This is a genomic window from Monashia sp. NPDC004114 (assembly GCF_053603855.1).
Map to the genome: position 1 here is coordinate 119,317 of NZ_JBSGGK010000013.1, position 18,659 is coordinate 137,975.

At 72.1% G+C, this 18,659-nt stretch carries 13 protein-coding genes and 1 pseudogene; 9 read left to right on the forward strand and 5 right to left on the reverse strand.

Going from position 1 to position 18,659, the window contains the following annotated elements; translation table 11 throughout:
- Positions 1-73: 73 nt before the first annotated feature.
- On the reverse strand, positions 74-1,066 hold the full coding sequence (locus ACWEOW_RS16960; RefSeq protein ID WP_452270395.1) for a pirin family protein: 993 nt from the start codon (positions 1,064-1,066) through the stop codon (positions 74-76).
- A gap of 633 nt (positions 1,067-1,699) precedes the next feature.
- Here ACWEOW_RS16960 and ACWEOW_RS16965 point away from each other — a divergent pair.
- Entirely contained in the window at positions 1,700-3,079 is a 1,380-nt protein-coding gene (locus ACWEOW_RS16965; RefSeq protein ID WP_452270396.1) for an MFS transporter, read from the forward strand.
- A 67-nt stretch (positions 3,080-3,146) separates the two neighbouring features.
- Here ACWEOW_RS16965 and ACWEOW_RS16970 read toward each other — a convergent pair whose 3' ends face one another.
- The 3 genes from ACWEOW_RS16970 to ACWEOW_RS16980 all read right to left on the reverse strand — a co-directional run bounded on the left by ACWEOW_RS16970 (position 3,147) and on the right by ACWEOW_RS16980 (position 6,374).
- The gene (locus ACWEOW_RS16970) at positions 3,147-4,667 is read right to left on the reverse strand and encodes a S8 family peptidase (protein WP_452270397.1); all 1,521 of its coding nucleotides are present in this window, start codon (positions 4,665-4,667) and stop codon (positions 3,147-3,149) included.
- 162 nt (positions 4,668-4,829) lie between these two features.
- Positions 4,830-5,510: a hypothetical protein gene (locus tag ACWEOW_RS16975; protein ID WP_452270398.1), complete on the reverse strand. Its 681-nt coding sequence runs from the start codon at positions 5,508-5,510 to the stop codon at positions 4,830-4,832.
- Positions 5,511-5,651: 141 nt separating this feature from the next.
- Positions 5,652-6,374 (reverse strand): hypothetical protein, encoded by a 723-nt coding sequence (locus ACWEOW_RS16980; protein WP_452270399.1) that lies wholly within the window; start codon positions 6,372-6,374, stop codon positions 5,652-5,654.
- Positions 6,375-6,711: 337 nt separating this feature from the next.
- On the opposite strand from ACWEOW_RS16980, the pseudogene ACWEOW_RS16985 reads away from it, so the two are divergent.
- From ACWEOW_RS16985 to ACWEOW_RS17000, 4 genes and pseudogenes are all read left to right on the forward strand, one after another.
- Positions 6,712-7,032: pseudogene (locus ACWEOW_RS16985) on the forward strand (transposase); the annotation flags it as partial.
- A gap of 231 nt (positions 7,033-7,263) precedes the next feature.
- On the forward strand, positions 7,264-8,268 hold the full coding sequence (locus ACWEOW_RS16990) for a hypothetical protein (RefSeq protein WP_452270423.1): 1,005 nt from the start codon (positions 7,264-7,266) through the stop codon (positions 8,266-8,268).
- A 102-nt stretch (positions 8,269-8,370) separates the two neighbouring features.
- A complete protein-coding gene (locus tag ACWEOW_RS16995) occupies positions 8,371-10,524 on the forward strand; it encodes a cytochrome c oxidase assembly protein (RefSeq protein WP_452270400.1) in 2,154 nt (717 codons plus the stop codon).
- 229 nt (positions 10,525-10,753) lie between these two features.
- Positions 10,754-12,685 (forward strand): hypothetical protein, encoded by a 1,932-nt coding sequence (locus ACWEOW_RS17000; RefSeq protein WP_452270401.1) that lies wholly within the window; start codon positions 10,754-10,756, stop codon positions 12,683-12,685.
- A 68-nt stretch (positions 12,686-12,753) separates the two neighbouring features.
- On the opposite strand, the gene ACWEOW_RS17005 is transcribed toward ACWEOW_RS17000, so the two are convergent.
- Positions 12,754-13,170 (reverse strand): cupin domain-containing protein, encoded by a 417-nt coding sequence (locus tag ACWEOW_RS17005; RefSeq protein ID WP_452270402.1) that lies wholly within the window; start codon positions 13,168-13,170, stop codon positions 12,754-12,756.
- Between the two features lie 387 nt (positions 13,171-13,557).
- Between ACWEOW_RS17005 and ACWEOW_RS17010 the strand changes: the two genes are divergently transcribed.
- The 4 genes from ACWEOW_RS17010 (at position 13,558) to ACWEOW_RS17025 (ending at position 18,656) form a co-directional block, all read left to right on the forward strand.
- Positions 13,558-14,925, forward strand: a complete 1,368-nt coding sequence (locus ACWEOW_RS17010) for an FAD-dependent oxidoreductase (protein WP_452270403.1) — start codon at positions 13,558-13,560, stop codon at positions 14,923-14,925.
- Positions 14,926-15,530: 605 nt separating this feature from the next.
- Entirely contained in the window at positions 15,531-16,757 is a 1,227-nt protein-coding gene (locus ACWEOW_RS17015; RefSeq protein ID WP_452270404.1) for an ROK family protein, read from the forward strand.
- Positions 16,754-17,752, forward strand: a complete 999-nt coding sequence (locus ACWEOW_RS17020; RefSeq protein ID WP_452270405.1) for a carbohydrate ABC transporter permease — start codon at positions 16,754-16,756, stop codon at positions 17,750-17,752. Before ACWEOW_RS17015 ends, ACWEOW_RS17020 begins: the two co-directional genes overlap by 4 nt.
- Positions 17,745-18,656 carry a carbohydrate ABC transporter permease gene (locus tag ACWEOW_RS17025; protein WP_452270406.1) on the forward strand — a complete coding sequence of 304 codons (912 nt, stop codon included), beginning with the start codon at positions 17,745-17,747 and terminating at the stop codon, positions 18,654-18,656. The genes ACWEOW_RS17020 and ACWEOW_RS17025 overlap by 8 nt, the downstream gene beginning before the upstream one ends.
- Positions 18,657-18,659: the final 3 nt, after the last annotated feature.

Consider the following 18,659-nt stretch of genomic DNA (forward strand, 5'->3'; position numbering starts at 1 on the left):
TCCCTTGTCGAGGGGCCGTCCTGGTACGAGGTCAGGGCGTTTCGCGGCGCCCACTCGACCGAGAGCGGCGGCGTCAGCCGCGGCTACGGAGCCGGAGGCTGGGCAGCTCCGGCGCCGGCAGGGTGTGCTCCCACGCCTCGGGGAACTGGCCGTACCGTCTCTCGCCGGTGGCGCCCTCGCCGCCGGCGCCGTCGTCACGCTCGCGCTGCCACTGCTCGCGGAACTCGACGATCTCCTCGTGGCTGCGGCCGATGAAGTTCCACCACATGACGATCCGCTCGCCGAAGGGCGCGCCACCGAGGACGAGGACCCGGGTGTCCTCATCGCCGGCTTCCAGGGTGACCCGAGTCGCACCGAGCGGCTGGAAGACGATCTCTCCGGGCTTGGCAGTAGCAGGCCCGACCGTGAGCGTGCCTGTGTCGCAAAGGAACCCGTGCTCGTGGCGCGGGTCGAGATCGACGACGAGCGATGCGCCGGCAGGGACAGCCACCTCAGCGCCCACGAGGTCCGAGTGCATCGTCACGGGCGACGTCTGCCCGAAGAGCGTCCCGAGGAAGACGAGCACCCGGCAGCCGTCGATGTCGACTGTCGGCGGCGCGTAGTGCTCGAACCCCGGCTCGGCGAAGCGCGTCGCCTCGGGAAGCGCCACCCACAGCTGCGCACCGTGCAGCACCGTGGTGCCGGGGGTGGAGTACTCCGAGTGGGCGATGCCGTTGCCGGCCGTCATGATGTTCAGCTCGCCGGGCCGCACGAACGCGTGGGCACCGGTCGTGTCGCGGTGCTCGACCTCGCCCGAGAACAGCCACGACACCGTCTGCAGCCCGGTGTGCGGGTGGCCCGGGACCACCATTCCCCCGGTCTGCGAGACGTCGTCGGGGCCGTAGTGGTCCACGAAGCACCACGCCCCGATGAGGGACCGCTCGCGTTGCGGCAGGCTGCGCCGCACCGGCATGGCCCGCGGCCCGCCGAGCGGCACGTGCCGATAGGGCAGCACGACCGGGTCGCCGGCGTCGTCGTCGCGGCGCTCGCAGGTGACCTCAGAGGGAGTGCGGTCAGGGTTGCTCATCGGGATCAGGCTATTCCGCCGCATGCCGTGCCGGCACCCCGGCGCCCACGCCCGGTTCCCGCATGCCCCCCACCCCGGTCGAGTGGGCGCCCCGTCTCACGCGCGCCGGGTCGGGTGCGGTCCGGCAGACCGGTCGAGTGGGCGCCCCGTCTCACGCGCGCCGCGTCGGGTGCGGTCCGGCAGACCGGTCGAGTGGGCGCCCCGTCTCACGTGCCCCAGCCCGGGTGTCGTCGCGCAGACCGGTCGAGTGGGCGCCCCGTCCCACGTGCCCCAGCCCGGGTGTCGTCGCGCAGACCGGTCGAGTGGGCGCCCCGTCCCAGGGGAGGCCGAAGGCCCGCTACCGCTCGATGGCAGGGGCTTGGCGGGCTTTGGGTTGTGGGCGGGGTGGGATGGTCGGCCGGAGCTGTGACGGGTGGGAGTGAGCGACCACTCGACGGCAGGGTCTGGGCGGGCTGTGGGTCGTGAGCCGGGCCAAGGGTGGTCGGCTCGCGTTGTGACGGGTGGGAGTGAGCGACCACTCGACGTGGGTCGGGGTGCGTCACTCGACTTGGGTCGGGGTGCGCTCACTCGACTGTGGGAGGTCCGGGGCGACGTGGGCGGGCTCTGACCCGCCTGCGTTGCTAGGTTGCGATGGTGACCGGCAGACCCACGTCGACTGCGACGCCGACCGCCCGCTGGACCGCCTGGCGGGTGGTGTGGTGGTTCGGCTTCGTCAGCCTCGCCGCCGACATGGTCTACGAGGGCGCACGGTCGATGTACGGCCCCCTGCTGGCCTCGCTGGGTGCGAGCGCGGTCGTGGTCGGGCTCGTGACGGGCGCGGGCGAGGCGATGGCTCTCGTGCTGCGCCTCGTGTTCGGGCCGCTCGCCGACCGCACCGGGCGCTACTGGGGGCTGACGACGATCGGCTACGGCCTCACCGCGGTCTGCGTCCCGCTCCTGGCAGTCACGCCGTTCGTCGGCGCGCTGGGGGTCGCCCTGGCCTCGGTGCTGATCCTTCTCGAGCGCGCCGGCAAGGCCGTCCGGAGCCCGTCGAAGTCCGCGCTGCTCGCCCATGTGGCGACCGCGGTCGGGCGGGGCCGTGGCTTCGGCGTGCACAAGGCGCTGGACCAGGTCGGCGCCTTCGCCGGGCCGTTGCTCGTGGCCGGGGTCGTCGGCGTGACCGGAGTGATCTGGCCGGGCATGCTCGTCCTCGCCATCCCCGGCGCGGCCGCAATGGTGCTGCTCTTCGTCATCCGCGCCCACGTCCCGGACCCCGGTGTCTACGACGCCCCGGCGGATAAGGGGGGCGACGACCTGTCGTCGCCACAGGCCGCGACGGCGCGTTCCGGGGCCTCCACAGCCGTCGACTCTGCCGTCGACTCTGCTCGCGATGCAGCGCGCTCGGATGCCGCGAGCTCACACGGGGGTGGCCTCCGTGGCTGGTTCGCCGACGCCGTGGGCGCGGGTCTGCCGCGGGAGTTCTTCCGCTACGCGACGGCCGCGGCCCTGACAACGGGAGGCCTGGTCACGTTCGGGATCATCGGCTTCCACCTCACGGTCGACGGGCTCGTGCCGGTCGCGACAGTGCCGGTCGTGTATGCCGGGGCGATGGCCGTCGAGGCACTCGCCGCCCTGGTGGTGGGTGCCGTCTACGACCGCCGCGGTGCAGCGGTCCTGCTCGCCGTTCCCGTCCTCGTCGCCCTCGTGCCGCCCCTTGCTCTGTCGGGCACCCTCTGGGCCGTCCTTCTCGGCGTCGCCGTGTGGGGGCTCGCGTACGGCGTCCAGGACTCGACCATCAAGGCGCTCGTCGCGGAGGTCGTGGAGGCACCGAGGAGGGCGACGGCATACGGCGTCTTCGCCGCGATCCAGGGAGTCTTCGCGATCGTCGGCGGGCTGGTGGCCGGCTGGCTCTACGAGCGGTCCCTGCCGGCGCTCGTCGTCACCGTGGGTGTGAGCCAGGCCGTTGCCCTCGTGCTGCTCGTCAGCACGGTCCGGCGCCACGCACGGCAGAGCGGCCACGTCCGCGCGGGATGACCCGTCCGGACGTGACCGCTCGGCCGTGCGACGGCGGGTCACCCGTGGCGACCCGCCGCCGTGGTCCTCAGCTCACCGCGTCGAGCGCGTCGACGACGCCCTCACCGAAGTAGCTGTTGTCCGCTGCCGGACCGGTGCAGGCCGGCACGCCAGGAGTGCTGTTGCACGCCTTGTCGTCGGCCTGCTGGCGCAGCTTCTCGATCATCTGCGCCGGCGTCCACGTCGGGTGGACCGACTTCATCAGCGCGAGCACGCCCGCGACGTGCGGCGACGCCATGGAGGTGCCGCTCTTGGTCCCGTAGCCGTTGTTCGCCACGATCGTGGACAGGATCGTCGAGCCGGGCGCGGCGACGTCGATGACGCCGAGGCCGCGGTTCGAGAAGCTCGACAGGCGGCTGTCCAGCGTTCCCGCCGGGAAGCGCTGCATCGACGACACGGTCACGACACCGTCGAGCTCGGTCGGGATGTCCTGGCAGCCGCTGTTCAGCGTGCGGCTGACCGCCGTGCCGTCATCGGGGCTGCCGTTGTCCTTGAACGACGACTTGTCCGCGAGGTCGTGGGCCGAGTTGCCGGCGGCGGCAGCGTGCACGACACCCTGGCTCGTCGACCAGTTGACCGCGCGACGCACGGCCTCCTTGGCGGCGTACTGGTCGGGCTGGTCCTCGCAGTAGAACTCGAACGGGTCGACGTAGTAGCTGTTGTTCGTCACGTCCATGTGCTTGAGGCCGGCCTCGACGAAGCCGCAGACGGCGTACTCGGGGTAGATGAAGCCGGCGTCATTGACGACCTTCACCGATGCGAGCCGCACGCCGGGTGCGACGCCGACCAGGCCGACGCCGTTGCGTGCCGCCGCGATGATCCCGGCGACGTGGGTGCCGTGGTCGCTCGTCGTCGGCTCCCAGCCGGTCGTCGACGGTCGGCCGGCGTCGGTGCAGTTGACCGAGTTGGCGGTGTCGAGGTTCGCGACGAGGTCCGGGTGGTCGGGGTCGATGCCGCTGTCGAGAACGCCGACGAGCACGTTGCGGGAGCCGTCAGTGATCTTGTGGGCCTGGTCGGCCTTGATCATCTGCATGTTCCACTGCAGGGACTCGTTGGGGTCGGTCGACTCGGCAGGGGTGGTCTCGGCCTCGATGTCGCCGTTCCACGCCTTCTTGGCGCCCTGCATGTAGTCGGACGCACCGGTCCAGTTGCGCCCGAGCGCCGTCGGCGTGCCCTCCGAGACGGCGACTGAACGTGTGGCGCCCACCGACTCGACGAACGTGCCGCCCTGGGCCGCGACGTCGGCCCGGAAGGTCCCGCTGGTCGAGTGCGCGATGACGACACCGATCTGCGGCCACGACTGGACGACGACACCGCCGGCGGCGCGCACGGCGTTCTCGACGACCGTGGTGTGGCCCGGGTTCGCGACGTCCACGTTGAGGACATAGCTCATCAGCTGTCCGTCCGGCGTGGAGATCGGCACCGGCGTCGACACCGGTTCGGCGGTCGGCGACGCCGTCGCGTATGCCGTGCTGCCGAGGACCGCGGTCGAGGCCAGCGCGAGCGAGGCGACGACAGTGGCGCCCCGCCTCCTGATTGGTTTCCTCATGAAGTTGCTCCCTTGGGTGGGGATGGTGACTCGGGTGCCCGTGTCGGGCACACGAGTCCCCATCCTGACCTCGGGAGGGGCCGGTTGTGGGGCGAACGACCGGAGTAAATCTCCGGATCCGTTCGCCGGTCGATGTCGCTGCGCGCTGTATTCGACGCTGAACTACATCGAACCGGGATTTGTCTGGCGGCCGAGGGGGGCGAGGGCGATGAGCAGGAGCAGGGCGCCGAGCGGCAGCAGGTCGAAGGGCAGCATCAGTACAGCGGCAGCCGCACCGGCGAGCGCGAGGGAGCTCACCGGCATACGCGCCTCGATGGTCAGAGCGCCGAGAACGGCCGCGAGGGCGATGCCGACCAGCACCGGGCCGCCTGCGGCCAATGCCGACGGGATGGCGTCGTCGAAGAGGCCGACGGTGTGACCCAGCCAGACCGCGCCGGTCGCTCCGGCGCCGAATGCGGCCAGGAGCCCGGCGGGCACCGCGACCGGCAGGTGCTCGGCGCGCGATGCGAGAGCGGCAGTGAGCCACGCGAGCCCCGCCACGGCGACGACGAGCATCGCTCCCGCGGCGACCGCAAGGGGACCCGAGCCCGACCGGCTGTCGAGGCCGTCCACCCAGCGCAGGATCCCGTAGGCGAAGAGGGCCATCGGCGCCGCGAACGCCAGGATGCGCCCACGATCGGCAGCGCCCGCCGCGCCCACACTGCTCAGGGTGCTGCCGCGGCCGGTGAGGATGGGGTCGGTGAGGTCGGGGCCGGTGCGGCTGGTGACGTCGGTGAGGGCCGGTGCGATGGCGCGCGGTCGAGGAGCAACGCGGCCGGGGTGCGGGCTGAGGGTGCTCGTCATACCGTCCAGGGTCGTCGCAGCAGGCTCGGTGGCACATCGGGGACGACCCCGAACGCACCCTCAGGGAACCCCTCACTGACCCTGAGGCCAGCCCGGGGAGAGAAAGCGGCGACAGGCTGTCCCCCGCAAGCTGCCGGCGGGTCAGGCGGGCAGGTTGCAGGCGGCCGACTGGCCCTTGGCGGCGACCGCCTTGTAGGGCGGCAACGTCTGCAGGCCCTTCTGCCACAGCGCCCGCCACTTGGCCTCGGCCGAGGCTGGAGTCATCCCGCCGGCCTTGAAGTGCGACTGGTCCTTCAGGTGCGTCTCCCACGGTGTGATCGCGGTGCGCGCCGGGACGAGGACCTCGTCGATCGTCTTCATCGAGGCGGCGCACTGGCGGATCGCGTCGGCGTTGGCTCCGGTCGCTGCCGCGTCGACGGCGCAGGCGTCCTTGGAGGCCTGCAGCGCCGCGTCGGCCTGGCGGAACGCGACGATGTTGTCCGCGGCCTTCTCTGTCGTGATCGGCCACTGCTGCTTGGCGGTGGCCAGGTCGATCTTGCCCGCCTGGAGGTCGTTCATGATGGCCAGGTGGCGGTCCCACTGCGCCAGCGAGCGCGCCGCGTCGTCACGTGCGGCAATCTGCAGGCCCCACTTGGTGCGGCACGATGCCAGCGCGGCCGCCATGGGGTCGGCCTCGGTCGTCGCGGTGTCGGTCGGCTGGGTGCTTGGGGCTGTGGCGGACGGCGTGCTGGGTGGAGTGCTCGAGCCGGCCGCACCCTGGATCACCGAGGGTGAGCCAGTCGGCGAGCCGGTGAACAGCCCTTTGCCGAACCAGACGGCGGCCCCGAGCACGATGATCGCCAGAGCGCCGATCACGAAGGGCATGACTGAGCGCGACTTGCGCTGTGCCTCGCGCGCTTCGCGTCGTGTCTGCGGCTGATCGCCCATTGACTGTGTCCCCCACGGACTGAAACGGGTCGACCCCCATCGACCACATGACTTCGGGAGAAACGATAACGGCTACTCGACCGTAAACGTTCCGCCGGCACTGGGTGATACGGGCATAACGGGTGAAGTGACCTAGATCCGTATGCGCGCCGAATGGGTCCGAGTCGTCCCATGGGGTGATGCGAGCACCGATATCGGCGATATCCTCCCTGCGAATCCTGTTCTGACCATGGTTCGTCGACGACACGATGGGAGTGAGGGCGGGGTGAGTGCTATGCGTGTGCTGCCGCCTGACGAGGGCTCGAGTGGCACGAACGGCACACCCCGCACGCCCGCCACACCCGCCCCGAAGCTCCCACCGGAAGCTCCAGGCACTCCTGCCTCGTCGCCGGTGCGGGGTCCGTCCGAGCCGAACAGCCCCGCGGTGAACGACCCGGAGCCGCGCCGCCGGTCCTACGACGCCTCTTTTCGCCGGGAAGCCGTGCAGCGGGCAACGGCGGACGGTGCGCGCATCGCGGACATCGCCGCCGAGCTCGAGATCAGTGCGAGTACGCTGCGCCGCTGGGTGCGCGCCGACACGAACCGACGCGATACGAGCCGAACCGAGACAGAGCGGCCTGCAGCGAGGCGGCCCGAGACGTCCCGCGAAGCAGAGCCGCCCAAGCCCGAGCCACGCAATCCCGAGCCCCCCGAGGCTTCGCAGGCTCAGCCGGTGTCGTCGAAGCCGCCCCCAGCATCCCCTCCATCCGGCCCTCCCAGCGAAGACGGCACGACCCCGCCGTCCGACGTCGAGACCGGGTCTCTCGTAGAAGGACGCGAGCCGACCGTGAGCGACGCCGACAGACGCAACCCGTTGTTCGACGAACCATCGATGGAAGGGTCCCGCGCCGCACCCTCCCGCGACCCGCTGGCCTCCGACCCGACGGGCGACGTTCTCTCCACCGAGCACAGTTCCGACCCGAACGCCCGCCGGCCGCGCCAGACCCCCCGCGCGGGCGCCTCCGCAGACCCGGCAGGACCCCAGCAGGCCGACACGAGCGCCGCAGCCGGTGGCCCGCGAGGGGGCGACCAGAAGGCCGACGGTGACGACGGCGCGTGGGACGACGGTCCAGAGAAGCAGGCCGCCATGCGGCCCGACGACCCGAACGTCCTCGCGATGCTCGACGCGATCCTGGAGATGTTCCCCAAGCACCTGGCCGCGCAGCAGACCACGGACTTCACGGAGCCGTCCCCAGCGGCCCATCGGGCGGCCGAACCCCCGGCGAACCGGATCCCGCTGCACCCCGGCGACGACATCTTTCCGGGCCTGTCGGCGCTGGTCCCGGCATACCGCTTTCCGATCATCCTGGCGTTCCTGCTCGGTGCCATCGGGGTGTCGCGGTTCGTGCCGGTCGACTACCCCTTGCGACCGGTTGCCCTCGCGCTCCACATCATCTCGCTCGTCATCGCCTTCGGGGCGGTCCTGGTCATCGACTGGCACGGCCTGCTGTGGCTCTTCGGGCGGCGCGGGCTCACCGAGTCGACGCGGCTCGCGGCCGCCGCGGGCCCGCTCATCTGGGGCGGGCTGTTCGGCCTCATCGCCTCTGGTGCGCTGCTCCATCCGAACATCTCGTCACCGCTGACTGTCGTCAAGATGCTGCTCGTGCTCATGGTGGCCTGGAACGGCGCCGCCATGTCCACCTTGCGTCGGCGCATGGCTCAGCTGCCCCCGTACATCAAACCCACCGACCTGCCGGTCCGTGACTGGGGCATGCTCATGACGGCGACCGTCATCTCGCAGATCGGCTGGTGGGGCGCGATCATCATCGGCTTCATCAACTCCTCGACGTGACGTCGCGTCGCACGGGGCGGCCGTGCCCGGCGACCCTGGCATGCGGCACTGCCTGGCCCCTGGGCTTGCCCGATGCGGGCATGATGCAGACATGATGCGGGCATGACGCCGCCCCCGACCCGTCGACGGGTCGCGGTCCCGCCCGGGGCCGTGCCGTGGCTGGCCGTGCTGGCCGGCGTGCTCGCGTCGGCGATCGCCGCGTGGTCGACCGGCGCCATGAATCCCCTCGTCTTCGTCGAGGATGCCGGACCACTGGTCCGCTGGGCCGCGCCGCTGCTGCGGGTCGGTCACGACGTCGCCGCGTCGATGACCTTCGCGGCGCTCGTGTTCGCCGCGTCGCTCGTCCCTGACCCGGCCCATCTGGCCCGCTCGCCCCGCCCGCCCCGCCCGGCCCGTCCGGCCCGCCCGGCTGGTGGCGCGCCCCAGGATCCCGGCCGGACGGCATACGACGAGCCCGGGCTGGGCCCTGGGCGCGCCCTGCGCCTGGCCACCATCGCAGGACTCGCGTGGACGCTGACGGCCCTCGTCGGGGTCGTGCTGTCGTTCGCCGAAGCCGCCGGGCTGCCGCTCACCAGTCGGGCCCTCGCCGGGCAGTTCGGGGCGCTCGTCTGGGAGCTCGACAGCACGCGAGTCGGCCTCATCAGCGCGGCCTGCGCGGTGGTCGTCACCACCGGTGCGGCGCTCGCCCGGCGTCGCGTTGCGGCGGCCTGGCTGGCGGCCCTGGCCGGTTTCGGCATCGTCGTCCTCGGGCTGGCGAGCCACACGGGCACGTCCGACGAGCACGAGACGTCGGTCAACGCCATGGGGCTGCACCTGGTCGGGGCGATGATGTGGGTCGGCGGCCTCCTGACCCTGATCGTCCTCCACCGGACGTTCGCCCGGAGCCTCGCCGTCGTCGCGACCCGGTACTCGACTCTCGCGCTCGTCTCGTTCGTCACCGTCGGTCTCTCGGGGGTCCTGGCGACCACCACGCGCCTCGTCACCTGGAGCGACTTCGGCACGCCGTACGGCCTGCTCATCGTGGTCAAGATCGCCGCGTTCGTCGCGCTCGGCGCCGCGGGCTGGTGGCATCGCCGATCGACGATCTCGGACCTTCAGGCCGGCATCAGCGGACGGCCGTTCTTCCGGCTCGCCGTGGGCGAGGCGATCGTCATGGGGGTGACCTTCGGGGTCGCCACCGCGCTGTCGCGCAGCGCTCCGCCGGAGCCTGAGGACTTCCCCGACCCGACGCCCACCCTCTCGATCACGGGCTTTCCGGCACCGCCCGCGCCGACCGTGGCATCGCTGTGGACGCAGTGGCGGGTCGACTGGCTCATGCTCGCGGTGGCCGTCGTCGCATTGCTGACGTATGCCGCTGGGATCGTCGGCGCGCGCGTGGCGGATGCCCACAGCCTCGTCGCTGCGCACGGCGCGGCGCAGGCCGACCGCGAGCGACCGGGCGGCGCGGGTCCGACGCGTCACCGCCCGCGGCCGGTGGCGCGGCCGATGCGGCACTGGCCCGCCTGGCGCGTCGTGTCCTGGGTGCTCGGCTGGCTCGTGTTCGTGTGGGCGACCTGCGGCGCGATCGGCATCTACGGGCGGGTCGCGATCTCGTGGCACCTGGCGCTGCAGCTGGTGCTCGCATTCGTCGTCGCGCCTCTGATCGTGCTCGGTGCTCCGGTCGAGCTGGCCCGACGAGCGCTGCGTCCGCGAGCTGACGGCACTCTCGGGCCCCGCGAGCTGGTCCTCGGCGTCGCCGACTCCCGGACGATCCGGGCGCTGACCCGACCATGGGTGGCGACGGTGCTGCTCGTCGGTGGTTTCCTGGGGTTCCACGGCTCGGGACTGCTCGACCTGGCGCTGACGACCCATCCGGGCCACCTGGTCATGGTCGTGGTCACCCTCGCAGTAGGCGTGCTCTGGTCCAGCGCGATCATCGGCTCGGCGCGGCCCTCGGCGCGGGTCACCTCGGCGGAGCGTGCACACGCAGCCGACGGGTATGCCGCCGTCCCCGACCGCGGCTGGTCCCGCGCCGCGCTCGCGTGCCTCGTCCTCGTCGTGCTCGCGGCGTTCGCTGCGGCCTACTGGCTGAGCCGGACCACGAGCCTGTTGGCCGGTGACCTCTTCGCGCGGATGGCGCTTGGCTGGGACCACGACCTCGCGACCGACCAGGCGAGGGCCGGAGCCGTCGCGTTGGTGGCCGTGCCGGTGTGCGTCATCCTGGCCACCGGGCTCGCGACGGTAGCCCGCCGGCCGGGTCTCGGGGGCGACGACTGAGGCGGCGTCTGCGGTATACGTCTCGGCCGGGCTGCCGGAGACCCGGGGCCCGTTCCGGAGCAACTGCCGGAGAATCTGCGGATCGGCTCGGGGCGCCTCAGGCGCCGTGTGCCGCTACGCTGCGTCAACGGCTCGCGGGTGGTTATCGCCATCTCTCTTCCGCGGGCCCCGTCAATGAGCGATGATGCCCCGCGGGGAGGGCCACGAGAGGTGGCCGAGGGGGCTGACCGTGACCATTCGATTCAATCCACCGCCGGGCTGGCCGACGCCGCCCGCAACGTGGGTGCCGCAGGACGAGTGGTTGCCCGACCCCTCGTGGCCGGACCCGCCGGCGGGCTGGAGCTTCTGGACCGTCACCGTGCGCCCGACCAGGCCGGACCCCACTGGAAAGGCCGGCAAGGGCACCAAGGTCTCGTTCCCCGTGGCGACGGCCGCCGCCCAGTCGACCGTCTCGCTCGCTGCCCTGTTTCCCGAGCGAGGGCGATACGAGAGCCCCACGTTCGGGGGCTACGGCACCACGGGAGTGCCCGACTCGCCGCCGGAGGGCGTCCCCACCAAGGCCGGCCGTGAGTACTACCGGCCGCGAGGCTGGGGATCCCAGCACGGCGACGGCGAGGGCGCCGACCGTGGGTCCGGCGGCGCGGGAGGCGACGCTGGAGCCGGCGCCGGAGGTCGCGCTGGAGGAGGCGCTGGAGGTCGCGCTGGAGGCGGCGCTGGAGGTCGCGCGGCTGATCGGACCGGCGCCGGGGGGTCGGAAAAGGGGCGCATCGGGTCCGTCCTCAACGGGTCCGGGCCGATGCGCGACCAGAACGGCGCTCCCGTGCCTGACCTCGGCGTCGCGGGTACCGCGATCGACCCCACCGTCCTGCCCGAGCCCGATGGGCCGGGTGCCGGAAGCGTCACCACCGACCGGGGCGCGCAAGGCATCCGGCTGTCGCCGATCCTGAGGCTGGTCTCGCACCCATCCGGCCTGCGCGCGCAGTTCCGGGTCGGCGGTCCGGTCGCAGCAGCGCTGGCCGAGGTGATGAGCCCGGCCATCGAGGTCTCGGTGCTCCAGGCCGGACGGGTCGCCGAGCAGTCCCACGGTCGCGGTGGCCGGGTCGGGCGCCTGGGGTTCCTGCGCAGGGGCCGGCGCGGCGACGAGGCCGGCGACGCCGGCGGCCCGCCGGGGCGCGCGTCGTCGAGCCCACTGTCGATCACGGACCTCGTCCACCGGTCCCTCGCTGCGCGGCGCTCGAACGATCTCGCCGAGGCGGCCTCGGTCGAGGCGGCCCTGTGCGCGATGCATCGCTACCCCTTCACGCCCTTGCGGCCACCGACGCCCGCGCCGCTGCAGCCGGTCACCCCTGACGAGCAGGCCCCGATCCATCGCAAGGCCCTCGAGGCGGTCGGGGCCAACGAGCCGGGCCTGTCGAAGCCGGAGCTGGCGGCCCGCCGGGGGGCGGCCGTCGACCGGGTCGAGGCGCTCGTCCGCGCCATGACCGTGGCGCGCACCGTGTTCGCCGGCCGCCGCAAGGCGCTGGCCGAGGGCGGCTGGCAGCTGCTCGCCGGACACGACCCCGCCACCGTCGTGGCCGTCGTCGACGAGGCGCTGCGGCTCTCTGGGAGCGACGTCACGTGCCTCGACGCCGGCGTGAACCCGATCAACCAGCGGGCCTACGTCACCGTGCTCGTCCGGTTCGCACCCATGATCGTCATCGCCGACGACGGCGTCGAGGAGAGCGCCTCCGGCCGTCCTGTCTGGCGCGCGCGGACCCCTTTCGAACGGAACGGGCTGTATGCCGCCGGGCTCGCATCCGCGGTCCTCGCCGCCGCCAAGCAGGTCGACTGCGTCGCCCCCGCCGCTGACGACGTCAACGTCGTCGTCGTCCGCCCGAGCCGCAACGGCAGGTCGGTCGAGCCGGTCTACGTCGGCACGCTCGACCGCGAGGACGTGTCGTTGCGCCACCCCGACGCAGACCCGCTGCCGCTGGTGGCCTCATCGGCCGCGCCTCACGGGCTCCGCATCGACGGACCGGACCGTGAGGTGACCGCCCTGGACCGGGCCGCCGACGTCGACGGCACCCTCCGCGAGATCGTCGCGGCCTGTCGTGCGGCGATGACACCTCCGCCGTCCCCGCCGACCCCGCCGGGCCCGCCCGGCGGGGCGCCGGTCGGGTGACGGCTGGTCGGGTGACGGCTGGCGGGTGACCGGGCGGATCCGGTGGGTCGGCTGCTCCGGTGACGGTCTCAGCCGGGGAGTCGGTCGGACGACCCCGGGGCTGGGCCCTCGACGTTGACCGTCGGAGTCCCGCTGCCACACCGGACGATGACCGCGCGGGATGCCTGGGCACCCGGGTTCGACTCGCGGTGGATGGCGCCGGCCGGCACCCGAAGGAAGTCGCCAGGGCCGGCCTCGACCACCTCTTGCCCATTCGGCCCCGACTCGAGCCGCATCCGGCCCGACACGATGTAGAGCGTCGTGTCGTGGTCACCGTGGTGATGCCAGCCGGACACCGCGCCGGCCTCGGTGTCGACGGTTCCGGACCACATCGTCTCGGTCTGCAGGGCGACCTGCCGGCTCATGCCGGGGGTCGGGTCAGCTGGGGCGAGCTCGTCGCCTCCGACACGGGTACAGGGCTGGGCGGGATCGGGGGCGACAGGCATGTCTCATCAAACTGCGCCCGCCCGGTGGACGTCGAGGGTCAGGTGACGCGCCCGCGAGTGACCTCCCCAAGGTCGAGTGGTCGCTCCGTCACACCAGCCCGCAAGTCTGCGATCATCGCACCGCCAAACAGTCGAGTGGGCGCTCCGTCCCACCCGTCCCCGCGGACAACCGGGGCGAGGGGAACCAGAGGGGCTGGTGGGGCTCCTGAGGGGGTGCTCACTCGACTGAAGAGGCGCGCGCCGGTCGTGGCCCGTGCGGAGCCCCGTGGTGGGGCCGTCCGGAAGGCTCTGTGCGGCATACGGCTGAACGGTGGTGCGCCACAGTCCTAGCCTGGCTTAACGGGAGAACCGCACAAACGGGGCGACGCCCTGGGAACGGAGCGACGGATGGGGTCGCCACGTGAGGACGCCCGGCGCGTGGTGGTCGTCGGCGCGAGCATGGCCGGGCTACTCTCCGCGCGGGCGCTGGCAGACCACGTCGATGAGATCGTCGTGTTCGAGCGTGAGGGGCTGGTCGACCGTGCGGAACCGCGGGGCCGGGTCCCCCAGGGTCGCCATCTGCACCTGCTCCTGTCGGCCGGTCTGGACCGGCTTGTCGACTGGTTCCCGGGCGTCGCCGACGAGCTGGAAGGTCGAGGTGCGGTCCGTCTCGATGGGCAGCGCGCATGGGTACACCAGGGCGGGGCGTACCGACAGCAGGGCAACTGGGGGCGCTGGGTCCTGTCGATGACGCGACCGCTCCTCGAGCAGGTCGTCCGGCGCCGGGTCGCACAGCTGCCTCAGGTCACCGTGCGCTCGGGCGTCACGGTCGAGGGCGTTGCCCTGTCGGACGGCGCCGTCACGGGCGTGCTCGTCGACGGCCAGGTGGTGCCGGCGGACCTCGTGGTGGACGCGTCCGGCCGCAGCTCGCGAATCGCCCACGATCTTGCCGAGCGCCAGCTTCTTGTGCCGCCGATGTCGCGGGTGGCGATCGACATCGGCTATGCCTCCTGCTTCCTGAGGCGGTCGCCCGGCGATCTGGACGGATCGTTCGTCGTGGTGCAGGACCAGCGCACCCTGCGGGCCGGTGCGGTGCTCCCGGTCGAGGGGGACCGCTGGCAAGTGACGATCGCCGGCGTGCATGGGGATGTCCCGCCGGCCGACGACCGGGCTTTGGTTGAGTTCGCCAGGGGGCTGCCGTCGCCCACGGTCGCCGACCTCCTCGAGCACTGCGAGCGCGTCTCGCCAGCGGCGACCTACCGCTTCCCATCGAGCCAGCGGCGGCACTACGAGCGGCTCCGGCGCCTGCCGGTCGGGCTGGTCACGGTGGGCGACGCGTCCAGCAGCTTCGACCCGATCTACGGGCAGGGTATGACGTCGTCCGCCCTTCAGGCGGCCGCCCTCGGGTATGCCGTCCGCCACAGTTCACTGCGAGATCCGATGCTCCCTATTCGCTTCCACCGCAAGGCTGCTCGCGTCATTGACGCGCCTTGGCGGATTGCTGTCGGCGGTGACTTCAGCCACCCTGCGACGGTGGGACCGAGGCCGCTCGGCACGGCTCAGCTCAACGGCTACGTGCAGCGGGTCATCCGCGCGACCCACTCGTCGGTCGACGTGGCGCGGGCCTTCAACCGGGTCGTCCAGCTTGCCGACAGACCGGCCGCGCTGGCACGTCCGTCGACCGTGGCGCGTGTGCTGGTGAGCGCGCGTCGCTCACCGGTCGTCACCGGTGGGGCGATCCGGCATCCCCGCGTGGGAGACCCCCCGCCCGCCTGAGCGCCGCGAGCACCCCCGGGTCGAGTGGGCGCCCCGTCCCGCCGGCCCCACCAGCCCCACTAGCTGGCCGCGCCCATGACGGTCGAGTGGGCGCCCCGTCCCGCCGGCCCCACCAGTCGGGCGGCGCCCATGACGGTCGAGTGGGCGCCCGGTCCCGCCGGCCCCACCAGTCGGGCGGCGCCCATGACAGTCGAGTGGGCAGCCCGTCCCGCCGGCCCCACGAGCCGGCCGCGCCCATGACGGTCGAGCGGGCAGCGCGTCACACCAGCCCCACGAGCCGGCCGCGCCCATGACGGTCGAGTGGGCGCCCGGTCCCGCCGGCCTCACCAGCTATCGGGTTCCTCGGGGCTGGTGGGACTGCTGGGGTCGGGCGCCCACTCGACCCGTGGGGTGCCGGACCGCGTGGGCAGGCGGGTGGGACTGCTGGGGTGGGGCGGCCACTCGACCGGGAGGATCCGCGGGCGTGGGTGGGGCTGGTGGGGTTGGGCGCCCACTCGACTGAGGGAGAGAAGGGGGTTGACGCGACGCGGGGACGGGGCTATCTTTCACCCTAAATTTAGTCCTGAATTTACTCCTGAACGAACCGAGGAGTCGGGACCCTGACGATGGGTGAGTCGACGATGACGACCAACGGTCATGCCGCCGGACGTGGCGACCTCGTGCGAGCCAGCGTGCTCGGCCTGCTCGGCACGCGGGGACCGTCGTCCCGCGCCGACATCGCCCGCATCCTGGGCGTGAGCCCCGCGACGGTCACCCAGACCACCAAAGAGCTGCTCGCGCGGCGGCTCATCACCGAGCTCGACTCGGTCCCGAGCGCGGGCGGACGCCCGGCTCGGCTCCTCGGGCTCGACCAGGCCGCCGGTTACGCGATCGGCACGAAGGTGACAGCCGACCACATCGCCATCGTCTCCGTCGGCCTCGACGGCACGGCTCTCTCGTCGGAGTCCGTGCCGTTCGACCCGAGCCCGCGCAACGCCCTCGACGTCCTCTGCGACGTCGTCGCAGGCGCCGTACCGCGGCACGAGGGCAACCTGCTCGGCGTCGGTGTCGGGATCCCCGGCGCGGTCGACTCCCAGGCGTCCGGCGTCGTCGACGCCCCGACGATCGGCTGGCAGCGGGCGCCGGTCGGGCCGCGGCTGCGCGAGCGTCTGGGCGTGCCGGTCCTCGTCGACAACGACGTCAACACGCTCGCTGCCGCCGAGAGCGTCTACGGCGTCGGCCGCGAGCACGACTCCTACATCGTCGTCACGATCGGGCGCGGCGTCGGCTGCGGAATCGTCCAGCACGGCGTCGTCAACCGGGGTGCCCACGGCGGCGCCGGCGAGATCGGGCACGTCCCGGTCACCGACGACGGACCGACCTGCGGCTGCGGCAACGTCGGATGCCTCGAGGCCTATGTCGGTGAGACGGGCCTCGTCGCCGAAGCAGTCCGCCGGGGCGTGGTCGGCCGCCGCGGCACCATCAAGGCGGTGTCGCGCGCGGCTGCCGACGGTGACGAGCAGGCGCTCGCGGTCTACGAGCAGGCGGGACGTTTCCTCGGGCGGGCGCTCGCCGGAGTCGTGCACACCCTCGACCCGGAATGCGTGGTCCTCATGGGCGAGGGCATGAGCGACTGGCAGCACTGGCACGACGGGTTCGAGGAGGCCTTCCGGCGCCACCTCATGCCGACGCGCCGCGACATCCGCTGCATCGTCGAGCCGTGGACCGAGGACCAGTGGGCGGTCGGAGCTGCCTCGCTGGTGCTCGCTACGCCGTTCGACGCGGCCCTCGGCGGTGAGCAGGGCGAGCTCGTCCGGGCCCGCCTCCAGTCGGTCGTCGGTGGCGGGTCATGAGCGCCCTCACGCAGCCGCGGCCAGGTGCACCAGGCACCGGAGTCGCCCCGAACCCCACTGGGGCCGCTCGGCCCGACGGCATGAGCCCCGGCTCGAGCCGGCCGGCGGCCTCGCGCCACTGGTCCCGACGCTGGCGCAACCGGGCGTGGGTGCTGCTGTTTCTCGCCCCGAGCGCCATCCCGTTGCTGCTGTTCACCGTCGCGCCGATGGTCAGCTCGGTCTGGGTGAGCCTGCACGAGTGGAACCTCATCTCGGCGATGAAGTGGGTAGGCCTCGACAACTACAAGGACCTGCTCACCGACGACCAGACGCGGGACGTCTTCCTGCACACCCTGATCTACTGCGCCGGCTACCTCCCGCTCGTCTTCGTCGGTGGCCTGGGCCTGGCCCTGGCCCTGAACCAACGGATGCCGGGTCGCTCGTTCTTCCGCGCCGCCTACTTCCTTCCGGTCGTGACGAGCTGGGTCGTGGTCGCCCTCGTCTGGAAGTGGCTCCTCAACCCGTCCAACGGCCTGGTCAACACGATCCTCGGTGCGGTCGGGCTCCCTCAGCCGGGCTGGTGGACCGACCCGACGTGGGCGCTTCCAGCCGTCATCCTCAGCTCGGCCTGGAAGGACCTCGGCTTCGTCATGGTCATCATGCTCGCCGGCCTGCAGGCCATCCCGGGCGACATCCTCGAGGCGGCGACTGTCGACGGCGCGTCGACGTGGCAGCGCTTCTGGCGGATCACGTTGCCGCTGCTCACCCCCTCGACGTTCTTCGTCGTCGTGATCTCGCTCATCAACGGATTCCAGGTCTTCGACCAGGTCTATGTCATGACCGGAGGCGGCCCGCAGGGCGCGAGCCAGGTCGTGGTCGGGCAGGTCTACGACCTGACGTTCCGCTACGGGCGCGCCGGCGAGGCGAGCGCCCTCTCCTGGATCCTCTTCGCCGTCATCCTGATCATCACCGCGGTCCAGATCCGCGGCCAGAAGCGGTGGGTGCACTATGCCTGACCAGCTGACTCTCACCCCGCCCACCAGCGCCGGAGCCGGCGACGAGCGTCCGTATGCCGCTGCGGCTCAGTCCGTCCCGTCCGCTCGCGGCCGCTCGGGCTGGCCGACCTGGCTCCGGTATGCCGCCGTCGCCCTGGGTGCCGTCGTCATGCTCTTCCCGTTCCTCTGGACGGTGGTCACGAGCATCACTCCCGAGGGCTCTCTCGCCGGTGGACCGACGCTGTGGGTCGACAACCCGACCGGAGCGGCATACACGAAGCTGCTCGAGACGCTGCCGATGTGGCGGATCCTGCTCAACTCCTTCTGGATCGCCATCGTGTCGACACTGCTGCAGCTGATCACGGGATCCATGGCGGCATACGGCTTCGCCCGGCTCACGTTCCGGGGACGCAACATCGTCTTCGGGCTCTACCTCGCGACCCTCATGGTGCCCATGCAGGTGCTCGTCGTGCCGCTGTTCATCGAGATGAAGGCGCTCAACCTGCAGGACACCTACATGGCGCTGCTCGCGCCGTCGATCGCCTCTGCGTTCGGGGTCTTCCTGCTCAAGCAGGCGATCGAGGGCGTCCCGCGCGAGCTCGACGAGGCGGCGACGATCGACGGCGCCGGGCACCTGCGGATCTTCGCGACGATCATCATCCCCCTGATCCGCCCGGGGCTCGCGACCGTCGCGGTCTTCGCCTTCATGGGCTCCTGGAACAGCTTCCTCTGGCCGCTCGTCGTCATCCGCTCCCCGGAGTTCATGACGCTGCCGCTCGGCCTGTCGACCCTGCATGGGCAGTTCACCACCGAGTGGGACGTCGTCATGGCCGGGTCGGTCTTCTCGGTCATCCCCATCGCCATCGTCTATCTGCTGGCCCAGCGCCACATCATCGCCGGCGTGGCCCACTCCGGCCTCAAGTGACCG